Annotated in this window: 11 protein-coding genes and 1 pseudogene; 8 read left to right on the top strand and 4 right to left on the bottom strand. The window is 61.3% G+C overall.

Annotated features, from left to right (window positions below; all coding sequences use genetic code 11):
* Positions 1-70: 70 nt before the first annotated feature.
* The 7 genes and pseudogenes from ACZ1G0_RS14715 to ACZ1G0_RS14685 all read left to right on the top strand — a co-directional run bounded on the left by ACZ1G0_RS14715 (position 71) and on the right by ACZ1G0_RS14685 (position 7,289).
* Positions 71-1,066, top strand: coding sequence for a BMP family lipoprotein (locus tag ACZ1G0_RS14715; protein ID WP_472737624.1), 996 nt, complete (start codon positions 71-73; stop codon positions 1,064-1,066).
* Positions 1,067-1,122: 56 nt separating this feature from the next.
* A pseudogene (locus ACZ1G0_RS14710) lies at positions 1,123-2,649 on the top strand (ABC transporter ATP-binding protein); the annotation flags it as partial.
* A gap of 16 nt (positions 2,650-2,665) precedes the next feature.
* Positions 2,666-3,748, top strand: a complete 1,083-nt coding sequence (locus ACZ1G0_RS14705; protein WP_472737623.1) for an ABC transporter permease — start codon at positions 2,666-2,668, stop codon at positions 3,746-3,748.
* Position 3,749: 1 nt separating this feature from the next.
* Complete coding sequence (locus ACZ1G0_RS14700) at positions 3,750-4,715, top strand: ABC transporter permease (RefSeq protein ID WP_472737622.1); 966 nt, start codon at positions 3,750-3,752, stop codon at positions 4,713-4,715.
* Positions 4,699-5,499, top strand: coding sequence for a purine-nucleoside phosphorylase (locus ACZ1G0_RS14695; RefSeq protein WP_472737621.1), 801 nt, complete (start codon positions 4,699-4,701; stop codon positions 5,497-5,499). The genes ACZ1G0_RS14700 and ACZ1G0_RS14695 overlap by 17 nt, the downstream gene beginning before the upstream one ends.
* A gap of 114 nt (positions 5,500-5,613) precedes the next feature.
* Complete coding sequence (locus ACZ1G0_RS14690; protein ID WP_472737620.1) at positions 5,614-6,525, top strand: sulfite exporter TauE/SafE family protein; 912 nt, start codon at positions 5,614-5,616, stop codon at positions 6,523-6,525.
* On the top strand, positions 6,525-7,289 hold the full coding sequence (locus ACZ1G0_RS14685) for a TIGR02186 family protein (protein WP_472737619.1): 765 nt from the start codon (positions 6,525-6,527) through the stop codon (positions 7,287-7,289). The genes ACZ1G0_RS14690 and ACZ1G0_RS14685 overlap by 1 nt, the downstream gene beginning before the upstream one ends.
* On the opposite strand, the gene trpS is transcribed toward ACZ1G0_RS14685, so the two are convergent.
* Complete coding sequence (gene trpS / locus ACZ1G0_RS14680) at positions 7,286-8,305, bottom strand: tryptophan--tRNA ligase (protein ID WP_472737618.1); 1,020 nt, start codon at positions 8,303-8,305, stop codon at positions 7,286-7,288. The genes ACZ1G0_RS14685 and trpS overlap by 4 nt on opposite strands.
* 72 nt (positions 8,306-8,377) lie before the next feature.
* On the opposite strand from trpS, the gene ACZ1G0_RS14675 reads away from it, so the two are divergent.
* Positions 8,378-9,064 (top strand): rhomboid family intramembrane serine protease, encoded by a 687-nt coding sequence (locus ACZ1G0_RS14675; protein ID WP_472737617.1) that lies wholly within the window; start codon positions 8,378-8,380, stop codon positions 9,062-9,064.
* On the opposite strand, the gene murJ is transcribed toward ACZ1G0_RS14675, so the two are convergent.
* The 3 genes from murJ to ACZ1G0_RS14660 are packed head-to-tail and all read right to left on the bottom strand — an operon-like array spanning position 9,061 to position 14,570.
* The gene (murJ, locus tag ACZ1G0_RS14670) at positions 9,061-10,602 is read right to left on the bottom strand and encodes a murein biosynthesis integral membrane protein MurJ (RefSeq protein ID WP_472737616.1); all 1,542 of its coding nucleotides are present in this window, start codon (positions 10,600-10,602) and stop codon (positions 9,061-9,063) included. The genes ACZ1G0_RS14675 and murJ overlap by 4 nt on opposite strands.
* 1 nt (position 10,603) lies before the next feature.
* The gene (locus ACZ1G0_RS14665) at positions 10,604-13,366 is read right to left on the bottom strand and encodes a [protein-PII] uridylyltransferase (RefSeq protein ID WP_472737831.1); all 2,763 of its coding nucleotides are present in this window, start codon (positions 13,364-13,366) and stop codon (positions 10,604-10,606) included.
* Between the two features lie 28 nt (positions 13,367-13,394).
* Entirely contained in the window at positions 13,395-14,570 is a 1,176-nt protein-coding gene (locus tag ACZ1G0_RS14660) for a penicillin-binding protein activator (protein WP_472737830.1), read from the bottom strand.
* Between the last annotated feature and the right edge of the window lie 20 nt (positions 14,571-14,590).

Genomic DNA, 14,590 nt, shown 5'->3' with positions numbered 1-14,590 from the left:
GCCTGCGGCCTATTTGCCGCACGCTCGCACGGGGGCTAGAAACCCCCGGCATCAACTGGGGAGTTATTCTATGAGCCTGATGAAGAAACTTATGGCTGCGTCCGCCGCGGCCGCATTGTCCGCAGGTGCCGGTCTGGCAGAGCCTGGGCTGATCATCGACCTTGGCGGCAAGTTCGACAAATCCTTTAACGAAAGCGCCTACAATGGTGCACAGCGTTGGGTTGCCGAAACCGGTGGCACCTATCTTGAAACCGAGCTGGCCAACGAGGCGCAGCGTGAGCAGACCATGCGCCGCATGGCAGAGCGTGGCGCGAACCCTGTCGTGGTTCTGGGCTTTGCCAACGCGACCGCTTTGGGTGAAGTTGCCCCCGACTATCCCGACACCAAGTTCGTGATCGTTGACATGGTCGTTGACGCGCCAAACGTGCGGTCCGTTGTCTTTGCGGAACACGAAGGATCCTACCTGGTTGGCATGATGGCGGCCAAAGCCTCCAAAACCGGGACGGTGTCCTTCATCGGCGGCATGGACGTGCCCCTGATCCGTAAATTCGCCTGTGGCTATGCCCAAGGGGCCAAGGCCGCAAACCCCGACATCGAAGTCATCGCGAGCATGACCGGGACGACGCCGTCCGCCTGGAACGACCCCGTGCGTGGTGGCGAGTTGACCAAAGCGCAGATTTCCCAAGGGTCTGACGTTGTATTTGCTGCCGCGGGCGGCACCGGCATTGGTGTTCTGCAAACCGCCGCAGACGAGGGCATCCTGTCCATCGGTGTGGACAGCAACCAGAACTTCCTGCATTCCGGCCAAGTTCTGACCTCGATGTTGAAGCGCGTGGACAACGCGGTTTACAACGCCTTTTCCGACGGTGCGGACATGGAAACCGGTATCGTGGCGATGTCTGTGGCCAACGAAGGCGTCGGCTTTGCGATGGATGAGCACAACGCATCGCTGGTATCCGACGAAATGCGCATGGCCGTCGAGGCTGCCTCCGCGCAGATCGCAGCGGGCGAGTTGATGGTGCACGATTATACTTCGGACGATAGCTGCCCTGCGCTGACGTTCTGATCTGACTTGGCGGGTCCCGGGATCGTCCGGGGCCCGTTTTCTATGCGGAGATGTCGATGATCCAACCCCTCGCGATTGAACTCAAAGGGATATCCAAGGCGTTTGGCCCCGTGCAGGCGAACAAGGACATCTCTATTCAGGTGGCCAAGGGTACGATCCATGGGATCATCGGTGAAAACGGCGCGGGCAAGTCCACGCTGATGAGCATCCTTTATGGTTTTTACAAGGCCGACGCGGGCGAGATCTTCATCGGTGGAAAACCAACGACGATCCCCGACAGTCAGGCTGCGATTGCCGCGGGCATCGGCATGGTGTTCCAGCACTTCAAACTGGTTGAGAATTTTACGGTCCTCGAAAACGTGATCCTTGGGGCCGAGGACGGGCGGTTGTTGAAACCCTCCCTCGGTAAGGCGCGCAAGCTGTTGAAGCAATTGGCTGAGGAATACGAGCTGAACGTTGATCCGGACGCCGTGGTCGAAGATCTAAGCGTCGGCCACCAGCAGCGTGTCGAGATCCTGAAGGCGCTGTACCGCGAGGCGGATATCCTGATCCTCGATGAACCCACGGGCGTGCTGACCCCGGCGGAGGCGGACCACCTTTTCCGCATTCTCAAGGGCCTGCGCGATCAGGGCAAGACGATCATCCTGATCACCCACAAACTGCGCGAGATTATGGACATCACCGACAGCGTCAGCGTGATGCGCCGGGGCGAAATGACGGCCACCGTGAAGACGGCCGAGACCTCGCCCGAACAATTGGCGGAGCTGATGGTGGGGCGCAAGGTGCTGTTGCGCGTGGACAAGAAACTGGCTGCCCCGAAGGAAACTGTGCTGGAGGTCGAGAACCTGCGCGTGCGCGACGCCCAGAATGTCGAACGTTTGAAAGGTGTCAGTCTGTCGATCCGCGCCGGTGAGGTGCTGGGGATCGCCGGGGTCGCGGGCAACGGTCAGTCAGAGTTGCTGGAGGTCCTTGGCGGCTACACCACCGCCGATGGGATCGTGCGCCTGAACGGGCAGACGATTGATCTGTCGGGGCGGGAAAGCGATGGCCGGTCCCGTCGTGCGCGCGGCATCGCCCATGTGCCGGAGGATCGTCAGCGCGAGGGATTGATCATGGATTTCCACGCTTGGGAGAATACTGGCTTTGGCTACCACCACGATGCCAAGTACAACCGGGGCTTTCTGATGGACAACGCGGCGCTAAAGAAAGACACCGCCGAGAAGATGGCCAAGTTCGATGTGCGTCCGCCGAACCCCGCCTTGCCCGCCAAAAGCTTTAGCGGCGGCAACCAGCAAAAGATCGTCGTGGCCCGCGAGATTGAACGGAACCCCGACCTGCTGTTGATCGGCCAACCCACGCGCGGGGTCGACATCGGGGCGATCGAATTCATTCATGAACAGATCATCGCCCTGCGCGACGCGGGCAAAGCGGTGCTGCTGGTCAGTGTCGAGCTGGACGAGATCATGGCCCTTTCCGACCGCATCGCCGTGATGTTCGACGGGCAAATCATGGGCGAACGTCTGCCCGATCAAACCAATGAACGTGAACTTGGCCTGTTGATGGCCGGTGTGGTCGAGACGGAACTTGGGGGGCTGCGTGATGCCCAAATGGGTCGATATCCTGCTGATCCCGCTGATCAACCTTGGGTTGGCGTTGTTCGTGTCCGGGCTGGTCGTTTGGTACATCGGGGAAAACCCGTTCGAGGCGATGGGCATCCTGATCAAGGGCGCCGTCGGGTCCGCCTATGGTTGGGGCTATACGCTGTACTACGCGACGAACTTCATCTTTACCGGTCTGGCCGTGTCAGTGGCCTTTCACGCGCGTCTGTTCAACATCGGTGGCGAGGGGCAGGCGGGGCTGGGTGGCCTTGGTGTCGCGCTGGTGTTGCTGTCATTTCCTTGGCCCCACTGGTCTATCGCGCTGATCGCGGCGATGATGGGGGCCATGGTGTTCGGGGCGGCGTGGGCCGCGATACCGGCGTATCTGCAAGCCAAACGCGGCAGTCACATCGTGATCACGACGATCATGTTCAACTTCATCGCCTCGGCGTTGTTGGTTTACCTATTGGTGAACACCCTCAAGGTTCCGGGATCGATGTCGCCTGAAACCGCCAAGTTCGGTGATATGGCCAAGCTGCCCAACGCGGCTGCCATGTTCCCGGGGCTTGGCTTTCCTCGGTCTACGCCTTTGAACGTGTCGTTCGTCGTGGCCTTACTTGCGTGTGTCGCGGTCTGGGTTCTGATCTGGCGCACGCGTCTGGGGTACGAGATCCGCGCTTTTGGTCAGTCGGAGTCGGCTGCGATTTACGCCGGGATCTCGCCTTTCAAGATCATCATGATCGCCATGCTGATTTCCGGCGGCTTGTCCGGCATGATGGCCATCAACGCTGTGATGGGCGAGGCTGAGAGGTTGGTTCTGGACCCGGTGCAGGGCGCGGGCTTTGTCGGCATCGCCGTGGCGCTGATGGGGCGGTCCCACCCGGTGGGCGTTTTCCTCGCGGCGCTCCTGTTCGGCCTGCTGTACCAAGGCGGGGCAGAGTTGGAGTTTGAACGCCCCGCCATCACCCGGGAAATGATCCTTGTGATCCAAGCCCTTGTGATCCTGTTCACCGGCGCGCTGGACAACATGGTCCGCGCGCCCATCGAACGCGCGTTTATCCGTATGAACAAGGGGGCCGCGTGATATGGGCCTGATCGACATCCTGCAAATTCTCGACAGCACGGTGCGTCTTGCCACGCCGCTTTTGTTGGCCTGCCTCGCGGGCTTGTATTCCGAACGGGCGGGCATCTTCGACATCGGGCTGGAGGGCAAGATGCTGATTGCCGCCTTCTTTGCCGCCGCGTTCAGCTTTACCACCGGGTCCGCTTGGGTTGGTCTGATCATGGGCATCACGGCGTCCGTAGTCTTGTCATTGGTACACGGGATCGCGTCGATCACTTTTCGCGGAAACCAGCTGATCTCGGGGGTTGCGATCAACTTTCTTGCCGCAGGGGTTACGGTGGTGATCGGACAAACGTGGTTTAGCCTGGGGGGACGCACCCCGCCGCTGGAAGGGGCCGCGCGGTTCCAACCGGTGGAACTGCCTTTTGCAGAGGCTTTATCCGGCGTGCCCGTCTTTGGCCCCATCTATGGGGAGCTGATTTCAGGCCACACAGCGCTTGTCTACGTCGCGCTGGCCATCGTGCCGCTGACGTGGTGGGTTTTGTTCCGCACCCGGTTCGGCCTGCGCCTGCGCGCCGTGGGCGAAAACCCGGCGGCAGTGGACACGGCCGGCATCAGCGTGGTCGCATTGCGGTTTTGGGCGGTGATGATCTGTGGCGTGCTGTGTGGCATCGCCGGGGCCTACTTGGCCACGGGCTTGGCGGCAGGCTTCGTCAAGGACATGTCTGCGGGCCGGGGCTTCATCGCGCTGGCGGCGTTGATCTTTGCCAAGTGGCGGCCTTGGTACGCCCTCTACGCGTGTCTGTTGTTCGGCCTTCTAGAGGCGTTGGGCAATCGCTTTCAGTCCATCGAATTGCTCGGCATCGCAGTGCCTTCGCAATTCATGCAGGCGCTACCCTACATCTTGACCGTTGTGATCCTTGCGGGCTTCGTCGGTAAGGCCATCCCACCCCGCGCAGGGGGCGAACCCTATGTCAAAGAGCGCTGAGCTTGCAGACCTGATCCGTGCCCGTGCAGGCAATGCGCCGGTCCGCTACGGGATGATCCTTGGGTCCGGGTTGGGCCATTTGGCCGACGCGGTGGACGGTGTGGCGATCCCATACACGGACCTGCCCGGCTTTCCCCATGCAGGCGTGTCCGGGCACAACCCGAACCTTGTGATCGGCACGCTGGAGGGGCAGCGGGTCGCCGTGTTCGGTGGGCGTGCGCATTACTACGAAAGCGGGCGGGGCGATGCCATGCGCCTGCCCCTGGAGGTGTTGAAGGAACTGGGCGCAGAGGCGTTGATCGCCACCAACGCTGCCGGATCCATGCACCCTGACATTGACCCGGGCGACCTGATGCTGTTGTCCGATCACATCAATTTCAGCGGTCTGAACCCCCTGATCGGGGAACCAACAGATGCGCGGTTCGTGCCCATGACAGATGCCCATTGTCCAGCGATACGGGCCGGTCTGCGCGCTGCGGCCGCCGCCGAGGACGTCCCTTTGCCCGAGGGGGTTTATGCGTGGTACTCCGGCCCGTCTTTCGAGACACCTGCCGAAATCCGCGCGATCCGGACACTGGGCGCTGACGCGGTTGGCATGTCCACCGTGCCCGAGGTGATCCTTGCGCGCTTCCTCGGCCTGCGGGTGGCTGCGATCTCGACCATCACGAACAAGGCCGCTGGTCTGTCGGATGAAAACATCAGCCATGAACACACCAAGGCCATGGCCCCTTTGGGTGCGGCCAAACTGGAAAAAGTGCTGCGCCGGTTCCTGCGCGACCAATAGGGCCACGCCAGATGCGCCATTAAGTCCAAAAACGGGAAATCCGGTCCCCGGGGTTTGACTTGCCGGGTCAGAGGCGGGATGTATGGGAAAGCCTTGCGCACGCCGGACTGACCCATGCAAATTTACCTCCCCATCGCCGAAGTATCGGTCAACGCATTCCTTTTGTTGGGGCTTGGCGGGATTGTGGGCGTCTTGTCGGGCATGTTCGGTGTTGGCGGCGGGTTCTTAATGACGCCCCTGTTGTTTTTCATCGGCATCCCTCCGGCGGTGGCTGTCGCGACCGAGGCGAACCAGATCGTCGCCTCCTCCTTCTCGGGCGTTCTGGCGCATTTGAAGCGTAAGACAGTGGACCTGCGCATGGGGGTCGTGCTGTTGATCGGCGGCCTTGTGGGGGCCGCACTTGGCGTACAGGTCTTCACGATGTTGCGCGAGATGGGGCAGGTCGATCTGCTGGTTAAGCTGTGCTACGTTGTGTTCCTTGGCATCATTGGCGGGTTGATGTTCTTTGAAAGTTTGCGCGCCATTCGTCGGTCCAAGGGTCCGCAGGCCGTGATCAAGCGCAAGCAGCGGGGCTGGATCCACGCCCTGCCGTTCAAGATGAAATTCCGCACCTCGGGTCTGTATATCTCGGTCATTCCGCCGCTGGTGGTGGGTGTCTTCGTCGGTATCCTTGCGGCGATCATGGGGGTCGGTGGCGGCTTTATCATGGTGCCCGCGATGATCTATATCCTTGGCATGCCCACCAAGGTCGTTGTCGGCACATCCCTGTTCCAGATCATCTTTGTGACGGCCTTCACGACCCTGCTGCACGCCACCACCAACTACACCGTGGATATGGTGCTGGCAGTTCTGTTGCTGGTGGGGGTGATCGGTGCCCAGATCGGTGCGCGGATCGGGGTGAAGCTCAAGGCCGAACAGTTGCGTATCTTGCTGGCGATCATGGTGCTGGCGGTTTGCGGCAAGCTGGCGCTGGACCTGTTACTGACCCCGGCAGAGCTGTACTCCATCGGGACAGGAGGCCACTGATGCTGCGTGTCCTGTTGGCCCTTATCATGCTGTCCACTCCCGCCTTCGCGTTCGAGGATGTGGTCGCCGATCTGTCCCAAAGCGATGTGTCGATCACGACCAATTTCGACGGGTCCGAAATCCTTGTGTTCGGGGCCGTGAAACGCAACACACCGGTGCCTATCGACGCGGCCCCCATGCAGGTTATCGTCACTGTCACAGGACCCTCTGAACCCGTTACGGTGCGGCGCAAGGAAAAACGCTTTGGCATTTGGGTCAACACCGATGCCATCGAGGTTGATGCCGCGCCCAGTTTCTACGCCGTTGCCAGTTCCGCCCCCTTGGAACAAGTGCTGTCCAACGTCGAGGATCAGCGCCACAATGTGTCCGTGACCAAGGCGATCCGCGCCGTGGGCGAAACCCGCGATGGGGTGACCACCGAGGATTTCACCAACGCCCTGATCCGTATCCGTGAGGCGAACGAGACCTATCAGCTGACGGATCGCCCTGTCCGTGTGATTGACGAGACCCTGTTCTCGACTGAGGTCAGCCTGCCCGCCAACCTTGTCGAAGGAGACTATGCGGTTCGCATTTTCCTGACCCGGGATGGCAACGTGACCGCCCTGTACACTGACACGATTGCGGTGACCAAGGTTGGGTTGGAGCGCTGGATTTACACCCTCGCGCACGAGCAACCCTTGTACTACGGCCTGCTGTCCCTGTTCATCGCAATCGCTGCGGGTTGGGGCGCATCCGCGATCTTCCGTCTGTTCCGGTTCAACTAACGCACCATCCCGATGATGTCGTAAGTCTGATCAAGGATCGGGGCTGCGATGTTGCGCGCACGTTCCGCACCGCGTGACAGGATGCGGTCAATCTCGGCGGTGTCGTCCATCAGGCGCGACATTTCCGACGAGATGGGGGCCAGGCGGTTTACAGCGATCTCTGCCAAGTCTTGCTTGAAGTAGCCAAACAGTTTGCCCGCATTCGCCTCGACCACGGCCTGGGGCGTTGTACCCTCCAGCGCGGCCCAGATGTTCACCAGGTTACGGGCCTCGGGACGACCGTCCAAACCGTCCAGCGTATCGGGCAGGGGATCAGGGTCGGTCTTGGCCTTCTTGATCTTTTTGGCGATGGCGTCGGCACTGTCGGTCAGATTGATCCGGCTGGCGTCCGAGGGGTCGGATTTCGACATCTTTTTGGTGCCGTCGCGCAGGGACATGACGCGGGTGGCGGCGCCTTCGATGACGGGTTCGGTGATGGGGAAGAACTCCCGCCTATAATCGTGGTTGAACTTGGCCGCGATGTCGCGGGTCAGTTCCAGGTGCTGCTTCTGGTCGTCGCCCACGGGGACATGGGTGGCGTGGTAGATCAGTATATCGGCAGCCATCAGGGCAGGGTAGCCGAACAGCCCCAGCGACGCGCCCTCGGCGTTCTCGCCCGCCTTGTCCTTCCATTGTGTCATGCGGCCCATCCAGCCCATGCGCGCCACACAGTTGAAGATCCAGCCCAGTTGCGTGTGCTCGGGCACTTGGGATTGATTGAACAGAATAGACTTTTCGGGATCAATGCCCGCAGCAATGAAACCGGCGCACAGTTCGCGCGTGTTGCGGCGCAGGGCCTCTGGGTCCTGCCAGACCGTAATCGCGTGCAGATCCACCATGCAGTAGATCGTCTCGAAGCCGCCGTCGTCCTGCATATCCACAAATCGCTTCATCGCGCCCAGATAGTTACCCAGTGTTAACCCGCCCGAGGGTTGAATGCCGGAGAAAACGCGTTTGGTAAATTGGGTGTCGGACATGGCTGCGGTCCCTTGCTGCTGGTTCTCTACGCGCTTACCTTTGGGGCCTAACCCCGTCAACCGGAGCGCCCCATGGACCGTGATCCCAACACCTCACCTTTCCTTGAGGTGCCCGCCGTTGTCGTTGGCCTAGCTGCCGTTTTAGGTGGGCTTGAGTTGATCTTTTGGCTGGGCACCGAGGGGATCATCGGCGGGCCGGAGGCTGTGGGTTGGCGCCTGTCCGCCATGCGCGATTGGGCCGTGATTGACAGCGTGTTCGGCTGGATGTGGGACAACCAGACGTGGCCGTTGGAACAGGTAGCGCGCCTTGTGACCTACCCGTTCATCCATACCGGATTCGTCCACGCTGCCTTCGTGGCTGTGTTCGTGCTGGCGATTGGCAAGGCGATTTCGGGCGTGTTTTCCGCGTGGAAGTTTCTGGTCGTGTTCTGGGCGTCCTCCGTCGCGGGGGGCGTTGCCTTTCTGGTGCTGCTGAACAGCCCGCAACCGCTGGTCGGAGGGTATCCCGGGGTCTACGGGTTGATCGGGTGTTTCACGTTCCTGCTGTGGGCGCAGGCCCGCACCGTTGGAGAGGCCCCCCTGAACGCCTTTCGCCTGATCGGGATGCTGCTGGCGATCCAGTTGATCTTTGGCGCGCTGTTCGGATCAGGAGGCGAGTGGGTTGCGGATATAGTGGGCTTTGCCGCTGGTTTCCTGCTTTCGTTCGTCTTGGTGCCCGGGGGCTGGGCGTATCTGCTGGCCCGGTTGCGCAACCGCTAGCGGCGTAGGGCGGCGCGGATATCTGCCAGATTGAACGCGCCGACCAGTTTGCCGAACAGGGCATAGCTTGCGATCCCCAGTACGACCAAAACCAACAACGCAAGATAGCGCACACCGGCCTCGCCAAAGAAGGGTCCCAGCACGATCAACAAGCCCCACAGCACCCCGCCCATCATGGCAGAGGCCAGCACGATCCGCGGCCAACGCCGTTTGAACCGCGCGTCAAATTGGGCCGCTTGACCAATGGGGCGTGTACCCCGCCACAAAAGCCAGACCATGACCCAGCCCGCTAGCGTGGTGCCAAGGGCCGCCGCGATGAACCCGATGAAGGGGGCAAGGCCAACGGCGACGGCGGCGTTCACCACCATGGCCACCAGCGCAAAGCGCAAGGGCGACCGGGTATCCTCGCGCGCGAAGAACAGTGGTTGCAGCACCTTCTGCAAAACAAAAGCAGGCAGGCCCGCGCCATAGACGATCAGGGCCAGCGCGGTGAAGGCGGTGTCGTCGCTGTCGAAGGCGCCACGCTCGAACAAAACCTCGACCAGTGGAACGGGGATCACCATCAGGGCCACAGCGGCGGGGATGGTCAGCGCAAGGCCGAATTCGCCAGCGCGCGACAGCGCCTCCTGCCCCGATACCGCATCGTCAGCGCGCACGCGGCGGGCCAGTTCCGGCAGCAACACTACTCCGATGGCGATGCCCACGACGCCCAATGGCAGTTGGTACAGGCGGTCGGCGTAGGACAGCCAAGCCACAGCACCCTCGAAATAACTGGCGACTTGGCGGCCCACCAACAGGTTGACCTGCATCACCCCACCGGCAAGGGCGGCGGGGGCGGCGATGATGGCCAGACGTTTCAGTTCGGGCGTCATGCGCGGGATGCGCGGGGTCAGCCAGTGCCCGGCGCGGGCGGCAGCAATCCAGACAAGGGCCAGCTGTGCAAGGCCACCGACGGGGACGGCCCATGCCAAGGCCTCTCCGATTTGGGTGGGCTCGGACAGACCTAGAAGTACCCACAGCACCATTGCCGCAATGAACACGAGGTTCAGGAAACAGGGCGCGGCGGCGGCGGCAAGAAACTTGCGGTTCGCGTTCAGCACACCGGATAAAAGCGCCGCCAGCGAGATCATCATGATGTAGGGAAAGGCGATCCGGCCGTAAGCGACGGTAAGATCAAACCGCCCGTCATCGGCAAAGCCCGAGGCCATGGCCCACACGAGCCACGGCATGAAAACGATCCCAAGGGCCGAAAACACCGACAGGATCATAAACATCCCCGACAGCGCGTCCCGGGCGAAATCGTCTGCGGCTTTGCCTGCCTCCAGCTTTTTGGCGTACATGGGCACGAAGGCCATGTTGAACGCGCCTTCGGCAAAGAAGCGGCGGAACATGTTGGGCAGGGAAAAGGCGATCAGGAACGCCTCGGCCACGGCGCCCGTGCCCAGGAAACGTGCGATCAGGATGTCACGGGCGAAGCCCAGGATGCGGCTGGCCATGGTCCAACCACCCACGGTGAAAAAGCCCTTTGCGAGGTTCACGTTATGCGCCCGCCCGTTCCTTGACCCTGGCAATCGCCGCACGCAGGCGGCGTTCCAGATCAGCCTGTTTCGCCTTGGAGTAGATTTTCAGACCGAACATGTCCTTGACGTAAAAGCTGTCCACGACCTGCGCCCCATAGGTCGCGATTGTGGCGCTGGCGATATACAGGTTCGCTTGGGCGAAGGTTTGGGTCAGGTCGAACAACAGGCCGGGCCGGTCGCGGGTGTCGACCTCGATGATCGTGTAGATCTCGGACCCTTCGTTGTCGAAACTGATGTTGGTGGGCACGTCAAAGGGCCGCTCGCGCTTTTTGATCTCTTTGCCTTCTAGGGCGTCGCGGGTGATGACCTCGCCCGACAGGATCTTTTCGATCATGGTGCGCAGGCGGGGCAGACGGCTGGCCTCATAGGGCTTGCCCTCCACATCCTGAAGCCAGAACACCGAGGTGGCGTAGCCGTCCTTGGACGTAAAGGTCCGTGCATCAATAATATTGGCGCCCACAAGGTTCAGGGCCCCTGCGATCCGGCTAAAGATACCGGGATGGTCCTGCATGGCGAACAGGGCGCGGGTCGCGTCGCGATCCTCGTCCGGGTCCAGCTCGACCGAGATTTGATCCGCTTGCAGGGTTTGCAGCATCTTGGCGAATTGCACCTGAGCGGCAGTCGGGATGCCCTGCCAGTAAGGGCCATAGTGGCGGCCGAGTTCTGTGCGCAACTGTGCCGGGGTCCACCCCTCCATCTGTTCACGGAACAGCTTTTTCGCTTTGGCCTCGCGCGCCTCGCGGTTCACGTCCTCCAGCCCGTTTTCAAGGGCCAGGGCCGTGGCCCGGTGTAGGGCACGGATCATCTGCGCCTTCCAGTTGTTCCAGACGTTGGGGCCCACCCCGCGGATGTCGCAGACCGTAAGAACCGTCAGCAGGTCCAACCGCTTGCGCGTTTTCACGGCCTTGGCGAAATCGCGAATTGTGCGAGGGTCCGAAATATCGCGCTTTTGCGCCATGTCTGACATCAAAAGGTGATAGCGGACCAGCCATTCGACGGTCTCACATTCCTCTTTCTTCAACCCAAACCGGGGGGCGACCGCGCGGGAGATTTGCGCGCCAAGGACGGAATGATCCTCGGGCCGGCCCTTGCCGATATCGTGCAGCAGCATGGCCACATACAGAACCTTGCGGTTCACCCCGCCTTTCAGGATGCCTGAACACAAGGGCAGGCTTTCTGTCAACTCGCCCCGTTCGATCTTGGCCAGGTGTGCGATTACCTGAATGGTATGCTCGTCCACGGTATAGCTGTGGTACATGTTGAACTGCATCATGGCGACGATCGGGGCGAATTCGGGCAGGAAGGCTGATAGCACCTCCAGCTCGTTCATGCGGCGCAGGGATCTTTCGGGGTTGCCATGTTTCAGCAGCAGATCGAGGAAGATGCGGTTCGCCTCGGGGCTTTCGCGCATTTCTTTGTCGATCAGCCGGATGTTGCCGGACACCAGCCGCATGGTATCGGGATGCAACAGAAGACCGGTGCGCAGGCCCTCTTGAAACACGCGCAGAAGGTTCAACTTGTCGGACAGAAACGCGTCTTCATCGGCCACGGCCAAGCGACCTTGGCGTTCCTCGTAGGGAGCCTTCAGCTTGCGTTTGCGTTTGCCGCGCAACAGCCCCCAGAGGCCCGGCGTTTCCTTGACTTGCTCGGCCTCTAGGGCGGTCAACAGGATGCGGGTCAATTCGCCGACCTTGGTGGCATGGCGGAAATAGGCTTGCATGAAATGCTCGACCCCCCGCCGTCCCCCTTGATCGCGAAAACCCATCCGCTCCGCCACTTCGATCTGCATATCGAACGTCAGCTGATCGGCGGCGCGTTTTGCAATCAGGTGCAGGTGGCAGCGCACGGACCAAAGAAAGCGTTCCGCCGCCTCGAAGCTTTCAAACTCGTCCGGGCGAAACACGCCCAAATCCACCAGATCGGCTGCATCCCGCACGCCGTAGCGGTACTTGGCAATCCAGTAGAGGGTTTGTAGGTCACGTAGCCCGCCCTTCGCCTCTTTGACATTGGGTTCCAGCATGTAGCGCTGGCCACCTTGTTTGCGGTGTCGTTCCGCACGTTCGGCAAGTTTGCCTTCGATGAATTCTCCGGCGGTCTTGCTAAACAACTCCTCCCACAGACGGTCGCGTAGGTCCGTGGCCAGCGATCCGTGCCCGCAAATCATACGCTGCTCCAGCAGTGAGGTGCGGATGGTCAGGTCCTCGCGCCCCAGATGGATGCAGTCCTTCACGGTGCGGGACGAATGCCCCACCTTCAGCTTCAGGTCCCACAGGATGTAGAGCATCGATTCCACGACCGACTCGACCCAAGGTGAGATTTTGTAAGGCGTCAGAAACAACAGATCGACGTCCGAACTCGGCGCCATTTCCCCGCGTCCATAGCCACCCACAGCGATGACGACCATACGCTCGCCCTCGGTGGGATTGGGGTTCGGGTGCAATTGATGGGTCGCAACCAGCCAAGTGGTTTCGACCATGCAGTCGGTCAGATAGGCATAGGCCCGCGTAATCCGGCGGGCCCGTGTCGGGTCAGCCTCAAACCCCGCTTCAATCGCCGCGCGTCCCTCTTTCTGGGCCGCCAAAAGGATGTCCACGGTCGCCTTGCGTGCGCCCGCTGCGTCAGGCGCCCCCGAAAGGGCAGTTGCGAGATCCCCCAAGACCGCGTCCACGTCGAAGATATCGCCCGGGCGGGCGACCAGTTCGCTTGGTGCGATTGCCGACAGAGTGCGCGGGAAGGGGGCGCTGTTGGGTTTAGAACCCGGCTGATCCGAAACGTCTTGGGGCAGGAGAGATCACCTGAACTTGTTGGTTCACAACCTGGGCCACTGCCAGGGCGCGTTCATTTGTGCCATTCGCACGCAGACGGAATACGCCGTTTACCCCGGCAAAACCAGAGGCAGAGGTCAGGTTCCCGCGATCAAACGCGCCGTTCGGGCGGGCGGCTATCGTGCCAATGGCCGAGATACCGTCGTAGCCAAGGCCAGCAAGGGGGTGCGGGCTGCGCCCTGTTGCCGCGCTGAACCGCTGCTGAAACTGTGCGGACAGGCCAGGGTCGGGCAGGGCAAACCATCCGCCTTGCAGGCCTTTTAGCTGTAGCGCCTCTGCCGGAATATCCCACCGGGACAAGCCCATGAACTTAACGCTGTCCGTGCTGATACCTGCTTCTGGCAAGAGCTCCGCGAACAGGGGCAGCGCGCCTGACGTAGACGATGTCAAAAATAACGTGTTGGAGTTGCTGCTGCGAATACTGGAGCGCACGGAGGGGATCGCCCCGACAACGCCCGCCTGCGACAGCTCGTAAGAAATGGTCGCGGTGACAGTCGCCCCAGCGGCTTGGGCCGCGCGTGTCACAGCATCCTTTGCAATCGTTCCCGTTGCATCCGCGCTGTGCAAAATGGTGATGCGGTTGCGACCTTGGGCCGCGCCGTAGCTGACCAGACGGCGCGCCGTGTTTTCAAAGGTGCTGCCTAGAACGTAGACGTTGCCGCCGGCCACAGATGTGTTGTTGGAGAACGACAGAACCGGGACATTGTTCCCGGCCACTGCGACGCCAACGGCGGCTGCGACATCGGCGTATAGGGGGCCAAGGATCACTTGGGCGCCATCAGACACGGCGCTGGTCGCGGCAGAGGCACCGGTCGACGCGCTGCCTGCGGTATTGTAGACACGCAGATCAATCTGCACCCCTTCCAGATCGTTGATCGCCAGCCGCGCCGCATCTTCCAACGCGCGTGCTACAACATCGTCACCGCTTTTGCCGGATCCATAGGGCAGCAGCAGAGCAACAGGAACAGGGGCAGAACGGTCAACAGCCGGGCCGCTGCCACCAGTGGGCACGGTGACTTGGCACCCAGCCAAGACAGCCGCTGCCAATCCAAATACGAGACCCCGACGCATCTTGCGCAACTTGTTCAGACCTGAAACCATTTTACCACCCTGTTGTACGT

Source organism: Thalassobacter sp. HA4-2 (genome assembly GCF_055693705.1).
Note: the sequence above shows the minus strand (reverse complement) of the source record. Positions and strands in the feature narration are given on the sequence as shown.